At 50.0% G+C, this 16,900-nt stretch carries 11 protein-coding genes and 6 tRNA genes; 12 read left to right on the top strand and 5 right to left on the bottom strand.

Features of this window, described 5'->3' with window-relative positions:
* Positions 1–85: 85 nt before the first annotated feature.
* The 5 genes from EH228_RS02405 to nagE all read right to left on the bottom strand — a co-directional run bounded on the left by EH228_RS02405 (position 86) and on the right by nagE (position 8,812).
* Entirely contained in the window at positions 86–2,740 is a 2,655-nt protein-coding gene (locus EH228_RS02405) for a beta-N-acetylhexosaminidase (protein WP_152320099.1), read from the bottom strand.
* A gap of 17 nt (positions 2,741–2,757) precedes the next feature.
* On the bottom strand, positions 2,758–2,940 hold the full coding sequence (chiQ, locus tag EH228_RS02400) for a ChiQ/YbfN family lipoprotein (RefSeq protein ID WP_152320098.1): 183 nt from the start codon (positions 2,938–2,940) through the stop codon (positions 2,758–2,760).
* Between the two features lie 30 nt (positions 2,941–2,970).
* Positions 2,971–4,386 (bottom strand): chitoporin ChiP, encoded by a 1,416-nt coding sequence (gene chiP, locus EH228_RS02395; protein WP_152320097.1) that lies wholly within the window; start codon positions 4,384–4,386, stop codon positions 2,971–2,973.
* Positions 4,387–4,864: 478 nt separating this feature from the next.
* Positions 4,865–6,532 (bottom strand): glutamine--tRNA ligase, encoded by a 1,668-nt coding sequence (gene glnS / locus EH228_RS02390; RefSeq protein ID WP_152320096.1) that lies wholly within the window; start codon positions 6,530–6,532, stop codon positions 4,865–4,867.
* Positions 6,533–6,796: 264 nt separating this feature from the next.
* Positions 6,797–8,812 (bottom strand): N-acetylglucosamine-specific PTS transporter subunit IIBC, encoded by a 2,016-nt coding sequence (nagE, locus tag EH228_RS02385; RefSeq protein WP_152320095.1) that lies wholly within the window; start codon positions 8,810–8,812, stop codon positions 6,797–6,799.
* A 336-nt stretch (positions 8,813–9,148) separates the two neighbouring features.
* Between nagE and nagB the strand changes: the two genes are divergently transcribed.
* The 12 genes from nagB to EH228_RS02325 all read left to right on the top strand — a co-directional run bounded on the left by nagB (position 9,149) and on the right by EH228_RS02325 (position 16,606).
* On the top strand, positions 9,149–9,949 hold the full coding sequence (nagB, locus tag EH228_RS02380; RefSeq protein ID WP_152320094.1) for a glucosamine-6-phosphate deaminase: 801 nt from the start codon (positions 9,149–9,151) through the stop codon (positions 9,947–9,949).
* A gap of 56 nt (positions 9,950–10,005) precedes the next feature.
* Entirely contained in the window at positions 10,006–11,145 is a 1,140-nt protein-coding gene (nagA, locus tag EH228_RS02375) for an N-acetylglucosamine-6-phosphate deacetylase (RefSeq protein ID WP_152320093.1), read from the top strand.
* A gap of 16 nt (positions 11,146–11,161) precedes the next feature.
* Entirely contained in the window at positions 11,162–12,382 is a 1,221-nt protein-coding gene (gene nagC, locus EH228_RS02370; RefSeq protein ID WP_152320092.1) for a DNA-binding transcriptional regulator NagC, read from the top strand.
* A gap of 32 nt (positions 12,383–12,414) precedes the next feature.
* Complete coding sequence (locus tag EH228_RS02365; protein ID WP_152320436.1) at positions 12,415–13,167, top strand: HAD-IIA family hydrolase; 753 nt, start codon at positions 12,415–12,417, stop codon at positions 13,165–13,167.
* A 282-nt stretch (positions 13,168–13,449) separates the two neighbouring features.
* Positions 13,450–15,117 carry an asparagine synthase B gene (gene asnB, locus EH228_RS02360; protein ID WP_152320091.1) on the top strand — a complete coding sequence of 556 codons (1,668 nt, stop codon included), beginning with the start codon at positions 13,450–13,452 and terminating at the stop codon, positions 15,115–15,117.
* A 216-nt stretch (positions 15,118–15,333) separates the two neighbouring features.
* A tRNA-Met gene (locus EH228_RS02355) sits at positions 15,334–15,410 on the top strand.
* 8 nt (positions 15,411–15,418) lie between these two features.
* Positions 15,419–15,503 (top strand) — tRNA-Leu (locus EH228_RS02350).
* 23 nt (positions 15,504–15,526) lie between these two features.
* Positions 15,527–15,601 (top strand) — tRNA-Gln (locus tag EH228_RS02345).
* Between the two features lie 47 nt (positions 15,602–15,648).
* Positions 15,649–15,725: transfer RNA gene (locus EH228_RS02340), tRNA-Met, on the top strand.
* Positions 15,726–15,731: 6 nt separating this feature from the next.
* Positions 15,732–15,806, top strand: a tRNA-Gln gene (locus EH228_RS02335).
* Positions 15,807–15,849: 43 nt separating this feature from the next.
* A tRNA-Gln gene (locus tag EH228_RS02330) sits at positions 15,850–15,924 on the top strand.
* Between the two features lie 187 nt (positions 15,925–16,111).
* Positions 16,112–16,606 carry a T6SS effector amidase Tae4 family protein gene (locus EH228_RS02325; RefSeq protein WP_152320090.1) on the top strand — a complete coding sequence of 165 codons (495 nt, stop codon included), beginning with the start codon at positions 16,112–16,114 and terminating at the stop codon, positions 16,604–16,606.
* The last annotated feature ends 294 nt before the right edge of the window (positions 16,607–16,900 follow it).

The following is a 16,900-nucleotide window of genomic DNA, read 5'->3' as shown; positions in this document are numbered from 1 at the left end:
TCTATTCATAAAAAACCGCTGAACCTCTCAACGGTTTTTTTATAGCCAGCATCAGCGAACGGCCCACATACACGGGCCGCTTATCTCAAAGAGTCTCAGTACGACTAAAACGTTTTCCATCCGGACTGACCGAACGAACCATCACCTTACCTGCCACCGCTGGTTGCACACTGGCATCATAACGCCGCCAGGTTTTCCCTTCATCTGTGCTAAATTCAATGGTCAGCCCCGGCAGTGCAATATTGGCGTGCAGTTTCCCGGCGACAATACGTGCGCCGGGTACTGGCAGACGATAGTGAATACCCCATTTGTCCAGTTTTGCCAGCTCACGTTGTCCCAGCACGTTGGCAAATCGCTGCCAGTCGTTGAGCTGCTCCTGATGGTCAATATACTCTGTTTTTCCACCGATATACTCCCTTCCCGCCTGGTAATCCTGTTCCCATGCTGCCCGGTGCCAGGCACGCTCCACCACTGAAAACATACGCGGGAAGATCATATATTCCATTTGTTCATCAGTACGCACCGTTTCGCTCCATAGCTGCGCCGATAAGCCGAAAGCGCCAGGCCAGGCTTTGTCCGATTTAGCGCTAAAGCTGTTGCCATCGCGATCCACCGAGGTTTCGGCATTCTGCGGCAGATTATCCGGCGCGAAACTGAACATTTTACGCTCATCGCTGAAGCGGGTTCCCCAGTAGTACCCGCGTTCCAACGGATTCACTTCATACGGGAAGTCCATATAGACATAGTCCGGGTTGGAGATAATGACCTCATAGCCTTTTTTCGCCCAGTCGTTAGCAGAGTCAAAGCCGCCCCAGTAGAGCGTATCCCAGAAGTTAACAGCCACGCGCTCAGTGGCAAATGCTTTGGCATTTTCGGCATCTTTCAGACCATCCTGCCACGCCTGCATTCTACCAATACCGTGCTGTTTAACCTGCTGGCTGACCTGCAGCGCAAAATAGCTCGGCAGATGTTCCAGATCCTTCACCTTGCCCTGTTTGACCATGGCCTGGCAAACTTGCGATTTCGCCCATGGCTTATCCTCTTTGCTCATATCGAGCAGGCCGGTGCCGGCAACCGGCTGGTTGATATCGGAATATCCCGAGCCGAGACGAATATTTTTGGCCTCGTCGCCGCCAAAGTGCCAGGTCTTAATCGGCTGGCCGGCCTCGCGATGCATGGCCTGAATTTCACTGATGATTTTATCGGTGAAGCGCAGGGAAGACGGCAGGCAGGGATTCAGATAGCTGGTACGGTCATAGAGCTGCACCGAAGTGGTATTAGAATCATCCGTAGGATCGACCAGACGGTATTCTGAGGCTTCCGCCGTTTTGCCCTCTTTCATCAGGCGATTGTAACGAGCTTCCATCGAGATCACGGCAGCACGGGCATGAGCCGGCATATCAATCTCAGGAATCACTTCAATCCCGCGAGCTGCGGCATATTTCACAATCTCGATATAGTCCTGGCGGCTGAAATGGCCGCTCCCATTGTTGTCACTTTCGGGTCCCGAGCCCAGCTGCGGCAGCAGACAGCGCTGCTCGCTAAGATCGTGGCAGCGTTTAGCGCCCACATCCGTTAACTCCGGCAGACCCGGGATCTCAATTCTCCAGCCTTCATCATCGCTGAGATGGAAGTGGAAGACATTGATTTTCCAGGCACCCAACTGATCCAGCATCCGCATCACCGCCGCTTTGCTGTGGAAATTACGGGCCACGTCAAGAAAGACGCCGCGATAGGCGAAGCGTGGCGCATCACTGGCGCTGAGGGTGGCGATTTTCGCGCTACCATCGGCAGGCAGCAGGGAAAGGATCGACTGCAGGCCATAGAACACACCGCTCTGATCGTAACCAACCACTTCGGCTTTCTCTTTGCCGATGACCAGTTGATAACCCCCGGCAACAGCCTGCTCTTTATTCAGTGCCTTGCCGTCAACACGCGTGGAAATTTCATAGCCAGCAGGTTGCTCTTTCAGCCCCAGTAACTGAAAACGCTGCTTCACCGCCTGCGCTTTATCCGCCGACAGGCTGGCAAGATCCAGCTTCACGCCTTTTGACAGATCAGCATCCTCAGCCCGGATATCAACCTGCATCGGCGTGGGGACAATCTGCCCTCTCAGTGCTGAAGACGGCAACTGAGCCACATCACTGTTCTTATCAAAACGGCTGCCAGCGACCATCAGCACATTTTTATCATCCGGGATCCGCTTCCAGTGTTCACCGAAAGGTTCAACAAACGTCGTCAGATCTTCCGAATCAGTACTGGTGATGATTTTTGGCTTAGCATCGCCTGAAGTCACATACCAGCGCGGCATCACATCAGTGATAAACAACTGCCAGTATTCATTAATGATTGAGATTTCTATCGTCTCGCCAGCGCCGAAACCTTTGAACTTCTCTGTGGGTTCCAGCCGGGTTAAATCACCGACGATATGTACCATGCGAAACTGATCGCTTTCAACCTTCAGCGTTTCATGGACGTTGGACATATAAATCGCCCAGTCTTTGCTGTCGATTGCCGGGCCAGGATTGGTTAAGGTAATGGTTGCCCGGTTACAGGAGGCCCCGTCAGCCCCCAGCGCCGCACAGTCAACCCCATTCTGCGCGGCATGGTTATCGATAACCTTGTACTTCACACCGAACTGGCTAATCTGATCTACGATTTTCTGATCCGCGCTGGCGACACCGCTGCCCAATGCTGACATCAACGCAACTGCAACAAGACTGGCTCTGAACTTGTTCATCCGTATTCCTTGTATAATTATTCAATTTCCTGCTGAAGCTTGCCACAGCGGGCCTCTATACCTTCGCTGGCCCCCATTTTTTCGGCGTCCAGACAGCGCTGGTAATCCCGACTGGGGATCGGTTCCTGCGATAGTCCGGTGCTTTGTGTGGTACAACCACTGAGCAGCAGCATAGTGATAACCGCCAAAATAGCGTTCATTTCCCGTTCTCCTCTTTCCGGCCTGTGGGCTTATTTACCTGATGAAAAAATAGTGAAAGGCGCCATTACGATAAACTTCACATCTTTCTCATCCTGGAAAATATTGCCGTAGCCACCGCTCCAACTTGGGATATCGGAGTGATTGTGGTAGCGGGTGTAGTGCAACTTGAATAAGGTTCCTTTTACGGGTCCCTGCTGCACGGTGTAGAGCAGATCCAGGTTCCATGCCGACTCTTTCAGGCGGCGGGTCTGGTCATAAATCGGGTTAGTCGAGGGTTTGGCATCCCATCCATAGGCATACGAGGTTCCAACCGCCCACCCCGGCAACTGCCAGTTTTTCAGGTCATACATCACCCCCGCAAACAGCGACTTTTCACCGTTGGCGTTAAAGTCTGAACGAGAATCCCACCAGACATCCAGCCGACCATTAGAAGTGGCATAGCCCGGTGTCATACGTTGCAAAAAGAAACCTTGATTCCCTTCAGCTTTAACCCAGGTCCCTTCCAGACGCAGATCGAACGGACCCGCACTGTAACCCAGCGTGATAGCCTGCAACCAGGCGAGTCCATCATAGACATTGTTGATATTGGCAGCGCCACCGCTTTCTTTATCTTTTGCCCCGTAGAACTGCCAACTGGTTTTTAAATTATTTCCGTCAACAGGAACGGCATAAGAAACTTTACTAAAGTACTGATCCATATAGCCAGCGGCCTGACCAAAAGCCCCTTCCAGTACGAGATTATTTTTAAAGTCGTATTTCGCGCCAAACGAATGCAAATAGTTGATCCCAGTGACACCATCCGCTTTACGGAAGTGATACATGTTCCGGTACCATGGCGCTTTATATTTATCCGCCCACATCCAGGAAAATGATAATTCCCCTGCCTCAGAAAAATCATAAACAGTTCCCGCTTCTATCCCTCGATAAGTTCCCGGTAAGAAACTCCAGTGCGGCGCTAATAACGTTTGTCCCTTTGGTTGTAAATAACCACCATAAAACCAGTAATTCTGTTGCTTAATTTTCACTGCGGCTTTATAAATACTCGTACCGTTTTTGTCGCCAGCCCATTGTTCATCCCAACGTGTTTTTGCCTCACTAAAACCGATTTCGTTAGGCGCTGCCGGGCCTTTGCTGGACAGTTCAACGGCAGCAAACGCCGCCAGGTCCAGACCGATGAAATCTGCCGCGTAGCCTGATGAAAAATCGAGGTTGCCATTAAACGTGGAGTGATGAAGATTTTGTTGATATTGACCGTATTTATCGCTATCGGGGTCAAGATCTTTTCTTTCACGATGACGTTGCCAGTAATAAAGGCCACCAGTCAATGACGCATCGTCAAAAAAACCAGCAGCGATCACTTGGGGTAAATAAAATACACCACTGAGAGTAGAAAAACACGTAGCTGCAATAGTGATCGTTTTTGCTTTAAATAGAAAAGGAGGCATCCATATATCCCCAACTTATAATAATATACTGAATAAAAATCAGCACCCAGAGCATCATCAACAATACAGTTATTTTTATCTGTAGATAATGATATTTTTCGCGGCGCGAATTATCAATCTATTATGCATTTTATGCTGCAAAATCTTGACTCTCGCCACATAAATAAGAATGTGTAATTAAAATGTTAAGGACACCTCGGTAATTTGAAACCCTATATTACAGCGTAAAGAAAAAAATTAACAACAAGACAAATAACGCTAAAGGTAATCATTGATCTACTCGAAATAATTCGAGTTGCACGATAAAATGCTAAAAGTATTTTTGAACCACACTCGCGCAGCACCTGACAGAATAAGGCAGCGACATACCTGCGATTGAAAATAAAATTAAGACGTCGTGATGACCAGGTAAAAGGCAAAAAAAAACGCAGCCCGAAAGCTGCGTCAGATTGATAACGAACTCAACGCGTGTAAAGCCTTATTCTCCAGCCTTTGCCCAGCTATCACGCAGGCCCACTGTGCGGTTAAATACCAGCTTGTCTGGCGTAGAATAATGGCTGTCAGTGCAGAAATAACCTTCACGTTCAAACTGATACGGACTTGACGCTTCAGCCTGCTGTAATCCCGGCTCAACAAAGCCCTGGCGGATAACCAGTGACTCGGGATTAATCGTCGACAGGAAATCCTCCGCCGCACCTGGATTTGGTACACTGAACAGGCGATCATACAGGCGGAATTCCGCGGGTAGCGCATGTTTAGCGGATACCCAATGGATGACGCCCTTCACTTTACGCCCATCAGCAGGATCTTTGCCTAACGTGTCGACATCGCAAGTGCAAAACAGGCAGGTAATATTCCCTGCGTCATCCTTCTCCACACGCTCGGCTTTAATGACATAGGCATTACGCAGACGAACCTCTTTACCCAATACCAGACGCTTATACTGCTTGTTGGCTTCTTCACGAAAATCAGCACGGTCAATATAGATCTCACGGCTAAACGGTACCTGACGCGTTCCCATCTCTGGTTTGTTTGGATGTTTTGGCATAGTGATTATTGCCTGATGATCCGCAGGCAAGTTTTCTATCACCAGTTTAACCGGATCAAGAACCGCCATCGCCCGCGGCGCGTTTTCATTCAGGTCATCACGAATACAGGCTTCCAGAGACGCCATCTCTACAATGTTGTCTTGCCTGGTCACGCCAATACGGCGACAAAACTCCCGAATTGACGCCGCTGAATAGCCCCGACGACGCAGCCCGGAAACAGTAAGCATACGCGGGTCATCCCAACCTTCCACTATCTTCTCCGTCACCAACTGATTCAACTTACGCTTGGACATGACGGCGTATTCAAGATTGAGTCGTGAGAACTCATACTGACGCGGGTGATTCGGGATCGTGATATTGTCCAGCACCCAGTCATACAGTCGGCGATTATCCTGGAACTCCAGCGTGCAAAGTGAATGGGTTATCCCTTCCAGCGCATCGGAAATACAGTGGGTAAAATCGTACATCGGATAGATACACCACTTGTTGCCCGTCTGGTGATGCTCAGCAAATTTGATGCGGTACAGTATCGGATCACGCATCACAATAAAGTTGGACGCCATGTCGATTTTGGCACGCAGGCAGGCCGCCCCTTCAGCGAACTCGCCATTACGCATTTTCTCAAACAGCGCAAGGTTCTCCGCCACACTACGATCCCGGTAAGGGCTGGGTTTACCTGGGGACGTCAGCGTGCCGCGATATTCACGGATTTGTTCCGGGGTCAGTTGATCAACGTAGGCCAGTCCCTTGTTGATTAATTCAATGGCGTAATGGTACAGCTGGTCGAAATAGTCAGAGGAATAACGAACATTGCCTGCCCATTCGAATCCCAGCCACTGTACGTCATGCTTGATTGACTCAACATATTCCAGGTCTTCTTTCACTGGGTTGGTGTCATCAAAACGCAGGTTACACAGCCCTTGATAATCTTGCGCGATACCAAAGTTGAGGCAGATAGACTTGGCATGGCCAATGTGCAGATAACCATTCGGTTCCGGTGGAAAACGAGTATGCACGTGGTCATGCTTGCCTGTCGCCAGATCTTCTTCAATGATCTGACGAATAAAGTTAGTTGGGCGGGCTTCAGCCTCACTCATCTTAAGTTCCTCAGTAATACTTAGCGTAAATATCCCAGCCATACTTCAAGTCGCAAGTGCGTTGGTTGGCGTTTACCTGCGTAAGTTCAGCGGGATCCCTGCCCTTGCCGCCTCCCTGCAACTTGAATTAGTTAGGGTATATAGTGCATGAAATAACGGAGTATGATCCACAAAGCGGAGAAGGGAAACAACCGTTTGTTAGCGTAATCCAGTAAAAAAGGGCGGGAATTGCTTCCCACCCTTCATGTTCATCATTCCCTGCTGCTAGCCGTTAATTTCATATAACCGACTTTCGCCAGCGATGACCTTCTTACCTGCCAGCAGCGTGATACCGCTAAAATCATCAATATTGCTGACCACTACCGGGCTAATCATCGAACGGGCGTGAGCATTCAGGAAGTCCAGGTCCATCTCCAACACCGGTTGACCAACCGTGACCTGGGCTCCTTCTTCCACCAAACGCTCAAAACCTTTACCTTCCAACGTCACGGTATCCAGTCCCATGTGCACCACGACTTCGATGCCTTTATCCGTTTCCAGACAAAAAGCGTGATTAGTATTAAAGATTTTCACAATGGTGCCATTCGCCGGCGCCACGACAGTGCTACTGGTAGGTTTAATCGCCAGCCCTTCCCCCACAGCTTTACTGGCAAACGCTTCATCCGGAACCATTTCCAGCGCGACGACGTCACCGCTTACCGGCGCAACCAGGGTCGCAATAATCCCTTTGGCCGCATTAGGGATAGCCTGAGGAACAGCTGGCACACCCCCCGGCATTGCCATGCTAACCGGACCGCGACTCAGAACGATTTTCATCGCTGAGGCGATGGTTTCCGCCCGGGAACCAACAATGATTTGTACACTTTCTTTGTTCAGACGGATGATGCCAGAGGCTCCCAGACGTTTAGCCACCGCGTCGTTAACTTCGCTGCTGTCCTTCACATTCAGGCGCAGGCGAGTAATACAGGCGTCGATAGCCGTCAGGTTGTCCGAGCCACCGACCGCAGCAATGTAGTGGCGCGCCAGGGACTCCGTTTCAGACTCTTTGCTACCCGTGCTGTCGACGCTAACGTCGTAACCATCACTTTCATCCCCCTCAACAGCCAGCTCGCGGCCCGGTGTTAGCAGGTTGAATTTTGTGATGGTAAAGCGGAAGACCACATAGTAGATAACAAAAAATACCAGCCCTTGCGGGATCAGCATATACCAGTGCGTTGCCAGCGGGTTACGGGATGACAATACCATATCCACTAACCCTGCGCTGAAGCCAAAACCCGCGATCCAGTGCATGCTCGCAGCAATAAAGACAGAAATACCGGTCAGCACCGCATGGATAAAATACAGTACCGGCGCCACGAACATAAATGAGAACTCCAGTGGCTCGGTGATGCCGGTAAAGAAGGCGGCAAACGCCGCAGCCAGCATAATCCCGCCAACTTTAGCGCGGTTTTCCGGACGTGAGCACTGATAAATCGCCAGGGCGGCCCCCGGCAGGCCAAACATCATGATGGGGAAGAAGCCAGCCTGATAACGGCCAGTAATACCGAGCACTGCCTTACCGTTTTCCAACGACTGTGCGCCGCCCAGGAAATTAGGAATATCATTAATACCCGCAACATCAAACCAAAATACGGAATTCAACGCATGATGCAGACCAACTGGGATCAGTAAGCGGTTAAAGAAAGCGTAAATGCCTGCGCCAACAGAACCCAGTTTCTGAATATGTTCGCCAAAGCTGACCAGTGCGCCAAAAATGGCTGGCCAGACATACATCAGGATAAAAGCTATCAGGATCATCAGAAAGGAGACCAGAATCGGCACCAGACGACGTCCGCTAAAAAACGAGAGCGCTTTAGGCAATTCAACGTGACTGAAGCGGTTATACATCTCCGCAGAGACAATCCCCACCATAATACCCACAAACTGGTTTTCGATTTTACCGAAAGCCGCAGGCACCTGCGCGACAGGTATTTTCTGAATCATGGCGACTGCCGCAGGGGAACAGAGCGTGGTGACCACCAGGAAGCCAACATAGCCGGTCAGCGCCGCCGCACCGTCTTTGTCTTTCGACATCCCATATGCCACGCCAATAGCAAACAGTACAGACATATTGTCAATAATGGCCGAGCCGGACTTGATAAGCAACGCGGCGAAAGCATTGCCAGCGCCCCAGGCCTCAGGATCGATCCAATAGCCTACCCCCATCAGGATGGCGGCCGCGGGTAGCGTAGCTACCGGCACCATTAGCGCCCGACCTACTTTCTGCAAATAACTCAGCATCTTTCCCTTCCCCCTATGAGCCCCATTAAGGCATCTGTAACTGTTTTATATTCTTATCACGCTGGTTGATTTTGGAATCACCGACAAAGCCTCGTGATGGAGTGTAAAAAAAATTAATTCGCTACACAAATTAAAACCCCTGTTTACGTGATTTATATCACCAAAACAGCCTCTTTTTATCGTCTTATCATGGCTAACCGAGCCAACTTATTTTATGATGAAAAAAATTAAGACGGATTTATCCCTCGCGGATAGCAGTCATGACGCGTTACGCTAACGAGCAGCAACATGGCTCCGTCGAACTCCTTTCAAATTCTGCTGATAATGAGGTGATACATGAGACTGATTCCTTTGGCAACCCCGACCCAGGTCGGTAAATGGGCTGCCCGCCATATTGTGAACCGCATCAACGCGTTCAACCCCACGGCTGAACGTCCTTTCGTTCTGGGTCTGCCAACCGGCGGCACTCCACTGGAAGCCTACAAACATTTAATTGATATGCATAAAGCAGGCCAGGTCAGCTTTGAACATGTAGTAACATTCAACATGGATGAATATGTTGGCCTGCCTAAGGAGCATCCGGAAAGCTATCACAGCTTTATGTACCGTAATTTTTTCAATCACGTTGATATTAAAAGCGAAAATATCAACCTTCTTAATGGTAATGCTCCGGATATTGACGCAGAATGTCGCCAGTATGAAGAAAAAATCCGCTCCTACGGCAAAATTCATCTGTTCATGGGCGGCGTGGGCAACGATGGTCATATCGCGTTTAACGAACCGGCCTCATCGCTAGCATCCCGTACCCGCATCAAGACCTTGACTCACGATACCCGCATCGTTAACTCTCGCTTCTTCGATGGCAATGTAGACCTGGTACCGAAGTATGCGTTAACCGTGGGCGTTGGCACATTACTGGATGCTGAGGAAGTCATGATTCTGGTCACCGGATATATGAAAGCCCAGGCGCTGCAAGCTGCCGTTGAAGGCAACGTGAACCATATGTGGACCATCAGTTGCCTGCAATTGCATGCAAAATCGGTGGTAGTTTGTGACGAACCCGCCACCATGGAACTAAAAGTTAAAACTGTGCAGTATTTCCGCGAGATGGAAGCGGAAAATATCAAAGATCTGTAAGTTATCAGCATACCGTTAACCAGCCTGACTGGCTGGAAAATGTCGGGAGAAAATTTATGTACGCATTGACAAATGGCCGCATCTATACCGGCCACGAAATACTTGATAATCATGCTGTGGTGATTGCTAACGGCCTGATTGAGCGCGTATGTGCTAAGGATGAACTTCCTGCCGAGGTAGCAACGCGCAATGTTAATGGCGCACTGATTGCTCCCGGCTTTATCGATTTACAGCTCAATGGCTGTGGCGGGGTACAGTTCAATGATGATTTGCAGGCAATCAGTGTTGACACCCTGAACATCATGCAAAAAACCAATGAGCAATCTGGCTGTACCAGTTTCCTGCCGACACTTATCACCAGCACCGACGAGATGATGACGCGTGCGGTTGAAGTCATGCGGGCTTATCTGGCGCAAAATGCCAACAAAGCTCTCGGCCTGCATCTGGAAGGCCCGTGGCTAAGCCCACGTAAACCGGGAACGCATAATCCAGAGCTAATTCGTAAGCCGACCAAAGAGTTAGTCGATTTCCTCTGTGAAAATGCCGACGTGATAAGCAAAATCACCCTGGCGCCTGAGCAGGTCGACAGTACGATTATCCGCCAGTTGAGCGCCGCCGGAATTATCATTTCTGCCGGACACTCACATGCCACTAATGAAGAAGCGCGTCGCGGCATTTCTGCAGGCGTCAGCTTCGCCACACATCTATATAACGCGATGCCGACCATCACCGGGCGTGAACCCGGCCTGATCGGCGCCCTGTTTGACTCACCTGACGTCTGGTGCGGTATTATCGCCGACGGTTTACACGTTCACTACGCGAATATCCGCAATGCCAAACGCATCAAAGGCGATAAGCTGGTTCTGGTCACTGATGCGACCGCGCCAACAGGTGCCGCGATTGACCAGTTCATTTTTGCAGGAAAAACAATATACTACCGTAACGGACTCTGCGTCGATGAAAACGGTACTCTCAGTGGTTCTGCCTTAACCATGATTGAAGCAGTAGCGAATTGCGTCGAACATGTGGGGATTTCCCTGGATGAAACACTGCGCATGGCAACGCTGTATCCAGCCCGTGCGATGGGTATCGAGGACAAATTAGGTTCTGTCGAAGCAGGAAAAGTCGCAAACCTGACGGTTTTCACCCGTGACTATAAAATAATCCAGACCATCGTTAATGGTGACGAGGTCTAAAGCGAGTAGATATTGCATGACCACTGGCGGCCAGACTCAAATAGGAAATGTAGATTTAGTTAAGCAGCTCAACAGCGCAGCCGTTTACCGGCTAATCGACCAGCAGGGGCCGATTTCACGTATTCAGATTGCCGAGCACAGCCAGCTCGCCCCCGCCAGTGTGACCAAAATTACTCGTCAGTTGATTGAACGCGGGCTGATCAAAGAAGTGGATCAGCAGGCCTCCACCGGAGGCCGACGCGCGATCTCCATTGTTACTGAAACCCGCGGCTTCAATACGATTGGCGTCCGTCTTGGTCGCAACGATGCGACCCTCACCCTGTTCGATCTCAGTGGTAAGTCTCTGGTACAGGAAGACTATTCATTGCCAGAGCGAACGCAGGAAACCCTCGAAAGCGCCCTTTTCAACGCTATTACAGACTTCTGTACACAATATCAGCGCAAGCTGCGCGAGTTGATTGCCATTTCGGTGATCCTGCCCGGCCTGGTTGACCCGAATAACGGCGTGATCCGCTATATGCCGCATATCAACGTGCATCACTGGCCGCTGGTTGCCAATCTACAGCAGCGCTTTAATGTTACCAGTTTTGTGGGGCATGATATCCGCAGTCTGGCGCTGGCAGAGCACTATTTTGGTGCATCCCGCGATTGCGCCGACTCTATCCTGGTGCGTGTACACCGCGGTACCGGAGCCGGTATCATTGCTAATGGTCATATCTTCCTCGGCAGCAATGGTAACGTGGGTGAGATCGGTCACATCCAGGTCGATCCGCTGGGTGAACGCTGCCACTGCGGCAACTTTGGTTGTCTGGAGACGATTGCCGCTAACACGGCTATTGAAAATCGTGTGCGTCATTTGCTGACGCGGGGCTATCCCAGTTCACTGACTCTGGAAGACTGCCAAATACCGCAAATTTGCAAAGCAGCCAACCGTGGCGATACGCTGGCGACAGAAGTGATTGAACACGTGGGCCGCTATCTGGGCAAAGCCATCGCCATCGCCATCAACCTGTTTAATCCGCAGAAAGTGGTGATTGCCGGAGAAATAACTGAAGCAGATAACGTTCTACTGCCAGCCATTGAAGGCTGTATCAACACTCAGGTCCTGAAAGCCTTCCGCAAAAATCTGCCGGTGGTGCGTTCAGAAATCGATCATCGTTCAGCAATTGGTGCCTTTGCTCTGGCGAAACGTGCCATGCTTAACGGCATTTTATTACAACATTTACTGGAAGGTTAATGAGCGCCCTGACTCTGAAAGACAGTGAAAAAATGACCATCAAAAACGTGATTTGTGATATCGACGGCGTGCTGATGCATGACAATACTGCGGTGCCGGGTGCAAATGAGTTCCTGCAACGTATTCTGGAAAAAGGGATGCCGTTGGTCGTGCTGACCAACTACCCTTCACAGACCGCTCTCGATCTTTCCAATCGTTTTGCTTCTGCCGGTATCGAGTTGCCAGACAGCATCTTTTATACCTCCGCCATGGCGACAGCTGATTTTCTGCGTCGTCAGGAAGGCAAGAAAGCCTACGTCGTCGGTGAAGGCGCACTAATCCACGAACTGTATAAAGCGGGATTCACCATCACTGATATCAATCCGGATTTTGTGATTGTCGGCGAAACCCGCTCCTATAACTGGGAAATGATGCATAAAGCGGCCTTTTTTGTTGCCAATGGCGCGCGTTTTATTGCCACCAATCCCGATACCCATGCTCGCGGCTTTGTACCGGGCTGTGGGGCGCTTTGTGCCGGGATCGAAAAAATCTCTGGTCGCCAACCTTTCTACGTGGGTAAACCCAGCCCGTGGATCATCCGTGCAGCATTGAATAAAATGCAGGCTCACTCGGAAGAGACAGTCATTGTGGGCGATAATTTGCGTACGGATATTCTGGCTGGTTTCCAGGCCGGTCTGGAAACGATCCTGGTGCTGTCAGGCGTTTCAACACTGAGCGATGTCGATGCCATGCCTTTTCGTCCCAGTTGGGTTTTCCCCTCTGTTGCCGACATCGATATCCTTTAATCATCAGCCTGGCCAACCCGCCGGGCTTTTTTTACCCTCCCGCTGTTCATTTTATGAACCATTCAACAAAAAAATTGTGGTTTAATCAATTTTATCGGCCATTTATTGATGAATGAATAATTTTAACGCCACGCCAACAGACTATTTTTCAAAAAAACGCTAAATTACTTGCATCAACATAGCGAGATAGCGCATTTTCTTATCTATCCGGCAAGCGGGTTGCCAACCACATTGACGTTATCACCATTATCACCGTTAAGAGATGTCGTTAGGGAGTAAGTTATGTGTTCTATCTTTGGAGTATTGGATCTCAAGAGCGATCCTGCCGAACTGCGTAAGAAAGCCCTTGAGCTTTCGCGTCTGATGCGCCACCGTGGCCCGGACTGGTCCGGTATTTATGCCGATAACCACGCCGTTCTGGCTCACGAGCGTCTGTCTATCGTTGACGTGAACAACGGTGCTCAGCCGCTGTACAACGCAGCGCATACCCATGTTCTGGCAGTGAACGGTGAAATCTACAACCATCAGGCGCTGCGTGCCGAATTGAGCGATCGCTATCAATTTCAGACCGAATCCGACTGTGAAGTCATCCTGGCGCTGTACCAGGAAAAAGGTGTCGACTTCCTCGACGATCTTCAGGGCATGTTTGCCTTTATTCTCTATGACAGCGTGAAAAACACTTACCTGATTGGTCGTGACCACATTGGTATTATCCCGCTGTATATCGGCAACGATGAGCACGGCAACCTGTTTGTCGCGTCAGAAATGAAAGCGCTGGTGCCAGTGTGTAAAACGCTGAAAGAATTCCCACCAGGCAGCTACTTGTCCAGCACCGATGGTGAGATTCGTCGTTACTGGCAGCGTGACTGGTTCAGTTATGAGGCGGTTAAGCACAATAAAACTGACGCGGATGCGCTGAAAGACGCGCTGGAAGAGTCAGTAAAAAGTCATCTGATGTCAGACGTACCATACGGCGTACTGCTCTCCGGCGGACTGGATTCTTCGATTATTTCGGCGATAACTAAAAAGTTTGCCGCCAAACGTATTGAAGATCATGGTCAAAGCGAAGCCTGGTGGCCACAGCTGCACTCCTTCGCCGTTGGGTTGGAGGGATCTCCGGACCTGAAAGCCGCCAAATCCGTCGCCGATCATCTTGGCACCGTGCATCATGAGATCCACTTCACCGTACAGGAAGGTCTGGATGCGATCCGCGATGTTATCTATCACATTGAAACTTATGATGTGACCACCATCCGCGCCTCCACACCAATGTACCTGATGTCGCGTAAAATCAAAGCAATGGGCATCAAAATGGTCCTCTCCGGCGAAGGGGCTGATGAAGTGTTCGGAGGCTACCTGTACTTCCATAAAGCGCCAAATGCCAAAGAGTTCCACGAGGAGAACGTGCGTAAACTGTTGGCACTGCATATGTTTGACTGTGCCCGGGCCAACAAGGCGATGTCCGCCTGGGGCGTGGAAGCGCGCGTACCATTCCTGGACAAGAAATTTCTCGATGTGGCGATGCGCATCAATCCGACAGACAAAATGTGTGGTTCTAACGGCAAAATGGAAAAACACATCCTGCGTGAGTGCTTCTCCTCTTACCTGCCGGAAAGCGTCGCCTGGCGTCAGAAAGAGCAGTTCTCTGATGGCGTCGGCTACAGTTGGATCGATACCCTGAAAGAAGTCGCGGCTAAGCAAGTGAGCGATCAGCAGTTGCAGACCGCGCATTTCCGCTTCCCGTACAACACGCCAACCTCGAAAGAAGGCTACCTGTACCGCGAAATCTTTGAAGAACTGTTCCCACTGCCCAGCGCAGCAGAGTGCGTGCCTGGCGGTCCATCCGTTGCCTGTTCATCAGCGAAGGCCATTGAATGGGACGAAACGTTCAAAGCCATGGACGATCCTTCCGGTCGTGCAGTCGGTGTCCATCAGGATGCCTACAAATAATCTGTGGCTTATCAGCGATAACGAGCCATGGCAGGCTCGTTTTTCGCAGTAATATGCGGTTCACCTTCAATATTTGTTGATTTAATCGCCAGGCTGGTTATAAGCCAGTCAAACAAATCAATTCTGGTAAAAAACGGGAAAAAATTTGTTGACGCTTTTAGGTCAACTCAGCATAATGCGCCCCGCAACGCCGATGAAGGTAACGCGAAAAAAGATGGCTACGTAGCTCAGCTGGTTAGAGCACAGCACTCATAATGCTGGGGTCACAGGTTCGATTCCCGTCGTAGCCACCATCTTTTTTGCGGGAGTGGCGAAATTGGTAGACGCACCAGATTTAGGTTCTGGCGCCGCAAGGTGTGCGAGTTCAAGTCTCGCCTCCCGCACCATTTCCATGAACGGCTTGTCCGGATGGGGTATCGCCAAGCGGTAAGGCACCGGTTTTTGATACCGGCATTCCCTGGTTCGAATCCAGGTACCCCAGCCATTTTTCTTCTCCGGGAGAAATGTAGTAAAGTACGTCCAGTGAAGTCAGGCTACTTAGCTCAGCCGGTTAGAGCACAGCACTCATAATGCTGGGGTCACAGGTTCGATTCCCGTAGTAGCCACCAATTTATTGGGGTGTCGCCAAGTGGTAAGGCTCTGGTTTCTGATACCAGCATTCCGGGGTTCGAATCCCTGCACCCCAGCCATACAGACAAAAGACGATTTTTTACAAATCGCAACATTGATTATTGGGGTGTCGCCAAGCGGTAAGGCTCTGGTTTCTGATACCAGCATTCCGGGGTTCGAATCCCTGCACCCCAGCCAATAAGTAAAAAAGCCCGCAATAGCGGGCTTTGATAACGAAATAAAAGATTGAATTAAAAGGATTTAATTGCAATCTCATCTACTTTACATCCACCTAAAACAAGCCTCTCTCACAGGGAGGCTTTTCTTTTCTCGCCACTTTATGCTACTAAAACGATTCTGACACTAACGTTACAGGAGTTGCGTTATGGCTTTATCGTTTGAATCTTTATGGAATGCCCACCCTACCGTGAAGGGCGAAAACGCCCCCTGCCGATTATCCAATGGTTTAAAAGCATTTGATGACCAGTGCGCTATCAGTGTTGGCACTGCGCTGGCGCGCTGCGGTTGTGACGTCACCCGACTGAAAGCGACGTTCTGCTGGCAACATCCTAAAAAAGAGGGCCACATATTGCGGGCGGAAGAACTAGCCAACGCACTGCGTATAGCCCCGTTTGAAGGCATGGCTGTAATGATAAGGGTGACCACTGATAATTTTGAAAAAACGCTCAGGAATGAAACCGGCATTATTTTCTTTAAAGACTACTGGCGCAGGCCCGGCGAATCATTTGGGAATCGCAGCGGCGATCATATCGATCTGTGGAACGGAACGCGGCTTACTCAAAAAACAACCTGGTTCCGCATTCAGTGGGGGATGCACTGGGAGGGGTTTGAAGCCCAACCGTACGAGATCGTACGCTAAGTGCATTTTTTGAGCAGATTTAGCGAGTAAAGAAAACGAGGGTTTTGTTTATTTTTTCTGTTGATGCCAGTAGCATGCGGTTTTCGGCGTTTCCAGTGTTAATAAACCCGGTAATCAAATCAATGTAAACCTGACCGACAACGCCACGATTTTATAGAAGTAAAATCATATGGTTACATTCTTAACGTACGTTTCCGTTCCATTGGGCTTTAAACCCCTATTGCTCTTGCGTGTACTGCTTGTAAAATACTCATAGAATCAATATTCATAGCAAGCAGAGGGACTTATGCAACA

This window comes from Erwinia endophytica, from assembly GCF_009295515.1.
Classification (GTDB): Bacteria; Pseudomonadota; Gammaproteobacteria; order Enterobacterales; family Enterobacteriaceae; genus Erwinia; species Erwinia endophytica.
The sequence above is the reverse complement of the archived record's forward strand: the minus strand, read 5'-3'. Positions and strand labels throughout refer to the sequence as shown.

Excerpts from the sequence above, each read along its gene's own strand:
- nagC (WP_152320092.1), top strand. The coding sequence starts at position 11,162 with ATGACCACTGGCGGCCAGACTCAAATAGGAAATGTAGATTTAGTTAAG.
- nagA (WP_152320093.1), top strand. The coding sequence starts at position 10,006 with ATGTACGCATTGACAAATGGCCGCATCTATACCGGCCACGAAATACTT.
- EH228_RS02325 (WP_152320090.1), top strand. The coding sequence starts at position 16,112 with ATGGCTTTATCGTTTGAATCTTTATGGAATGCCCACCCTACCGTGAAG.
- EH228_RS02365 (WP_152320436.1), top strand. The coding sequence starts at position 12,415 with ATGACCATCAAAAACGTGATTTGTGATATCGACGGCGTGCTGATGCAT.
- glnS (WP_152320096.1), bottom strand. The coding sequence starts at position 6,532 with ATGAGTGAGGCTGAAGCCCGCCCAACTAACTTTATTCGTCAGATCATT.
- nagE (WP_152320095.1), bottom strand. The coding sequence starts at position 8,812 with ATGCTGAGTTATTTGCAGAAAGTAGGTCGGGCGCTAATGGTGCCGGTA.
- asnB (WP_152320091.1), top strand. The coding sequence starts at position 13,450 with ATGTGTTCTATCTTTGGAGTATTGGATCTCAAGAGCGATCCTGCCGAA.
- nagB (WP_152320094.1), top strand. The coding sequence starts at position 9,149 with ATGAGACTGATTCCTTTGGCAACCCCGACCCAGGTCGGTAAATGGGCT.
- EH228_RS02405 (WP_152320099.1), bottom strand. The coding sequence starts at position 2,740 with ATGAACAAGTTCAGAGCCAGTCTTGTTGCAGTTGCGTTGATGTCAGCA.
- chiQ (WP_152320098.1), bottom strand. The coding sequence starts at position 2,940 with ATGAACGCTATTTTGGCGGTTATCACTATGCTGCTGCTCAGTGGTTGT.
- chiP (WP_152320097.1), bottom strand. The coding sequence starts at position 4,386 with ATGCCTCCTTTTCTATTTAAAGCAAAAACGATCACTATTGCAGCTACG.